This is a genomic window from Streptomyces sp. ID05-39B (genome assembly GCF_033794725.1).
Taxonomy (GTDB): domain Bacteria; phylum Actinomycetota; class Actinomycetes; order Streptomycetales; family Streptomycetaceae; genus Streptomyces; species Streptomyces bobili.
In genome coordinates this window covers 15,001-16,851 of sequence record NZ_JARGEF010000186.1, presented here as the reverse complement: position 1 = coordinate 16,851, position 1,851 = coordinate 15,001, and the positions used below count along the sequence as shown (strand labels likewise).

At 73.4% G+C, this 1,851-nt stretch carries 2 protein-coding genes; both read left to right on the top strand.

Going from position 1 to position 1,851, the window contains the following annotated elements; all coding sequences use genetic code 11:
* The first annotated feature begins 374 nt into the window (after positions 1 to 374).
* Positions 375 to 893 (top strand): hypothetical protein, encoded by a 519-nt coding sequence (locus P1P75_RS30230; RefSeq protein ID WP_319261386.1) that lies wholly within the window; start codon positions 375 to 377, stop codon positions 891 to 893.
* Positions 894 to 989: 96 nt separating this feature from the next.
* Entirely contained in the window at positions 990 to 1,655 is a 666-nt protein-coding gene (locus P1P75_RS30225; RefSeq protein ID WP_319261383.1) for an HAD family hydrolase, read from the top strand.
* Positions 1,656 to 1,851: the final 196 nt, after the last annotated feature.

Here is a 1,851-nt window from a genome sequence, read left to right as displayed (position 1 = left end):
GTGCCGGAGGGGCGGCGGGTGTCGCCGCGGCCCGGAGGGCGGCTGCCGGGGGTGCGCTGCGTCCTCGTCATGATCTTGTTCATGGGTGTCCCCGTTCGTGGGCCCGGCCGACATCGCCTACCAGGCGGTAACTTGCGCTGTGGATCTTGTACGGGGTTGCGGTACGTGACGGCAAGTGAGCGCAGGGTGGTGGTCAGGGGTGGGTCAGCTTCACCTATCAGGGTGACCAGAGAGGGGAAAAGTGCAGGACCGAGTGGTGTGGGGGGTGAATTCCGGGGCCCGAGGTGGACGCCCGGGAGGGCGTCGGCAGGGACTCGAAAGGGGACGCCCGGACGTATCCTGGAGGCCCTTCGACCACGAAAGAGCGGTCTGTCATGCGCGTCTACGTCCCCCTGACCCTCCCCGGTCTCGCCGAGGCGCACGAAACGGGAGAGCTGGGGCCGTCCGGGCCGCTGACCGCCTACGCGGTCACACCCGGGCTGCGCGAGTGGTACCTCTCCGAGGACATCGAGGAGCTGGAGTACGCGGCCCTCGGCCGGGCCGCGCTCGCCTCGCTGCGGCTGCTGGCGGCGGACCCGGCCGCGCCGCGGCGGCGTGTGGTGGTCGCCGTCGACGTGCCGGACGGCGCGGCCACGGCCGACCCGGACCGGGCCCTGGACCCGGCGGCGCTGGGCGAGGTCAGGGTCGGCGGTCCCGTGCGGCTGGCCAAGGCTGCCGCCGTGCACGCCGACGCCGACGACGCGGAGGCGGACGTCATCGCGGCGGCCGAGGCGCTGCCCGCGGCGGACGCCGGGGACGACGACGCCCAGTTCGTGGTGGACGGGGCCGAGGACCACGAACTGCTGTGGTTCGCTCCGCAGGAGATCGCCGGCCTGGTCGGATCGGGCGGCTGAGGACCTCGACCGCGGGCGGTGGTGGCCCGCCCGGCGCCACCGCCCCTCGCTGACCTGTTCTCCCCGTTGTCGGTGGGGGCGGGTACGTTTGCGGGTATGGGGAAGCAGGCTGGGGCACACATCGTCTGGGACTGGAACGGCACGCTGTTCCATGACAACGACGCCATCATCGGAGCGACGAACGCGGCGTTCGGCGAGTTGGGGCTGGAGCCCATCACGCTCGAGCGGTACCGGGCGCTGTACTGCGTGCCGGTGCCCAAGTTCTATGAGCGGCTGCTGGGAAGACTGCCCACCGACGCCGAGTGGCAGGTCATGGACGTGGTCTTCCACCGGTACTACGCCGAGCACCGGGTGCGGTGCGCGCTGACCGCCGGGGCGGCGGAACTGCTCGCCGGGTGGCGCTCGGCCGGGGGCAGCCAGTCCCTGCTGAGCATGTACGTGCACGACGAGCTGGTTCCGCTGGTCCGGGGGTTCGGGATCGAGCCGTACTTCCTGCGGGTCGACGGGCGGACCGGGCCGTCCGGGGGCAGCAAGGCCGAGCACATGGTGCGCCACCTGGAGACCCTCACCGGGGTCGACGCCGAGCGCACCGTGGTGATCGGGGACGCCGCCGATGACGCGGTGGCGGCGCTGCACGTGGGGGCGCGTGCCGTGCTGTACACCGGGGGATCGCACAGCCGGGCCAGCCTCGAGGGGGTCGGCGTGCCCGTGGTGGACACCCTCCAGGAGGCCGTCGAGACGGCCGAGCGCCTGGCCGCGTGAAGCGGTGACGCCGGCTGCCGTGCCCGCGCCTCGCCGTGACGCCCTGCCACCGGCTGCCGTGTCCCCGGACACCTACCCGGCACCGCACGGCCGGGACGCCGCACCGCCCGGGGTGCCGCACCGTCGAGCCCGGCCGTGCCGTGGGGATCAGGTCACCGGTGCCTTGGTGCGCAGCACGGCCGCGTGACGCCCTGCC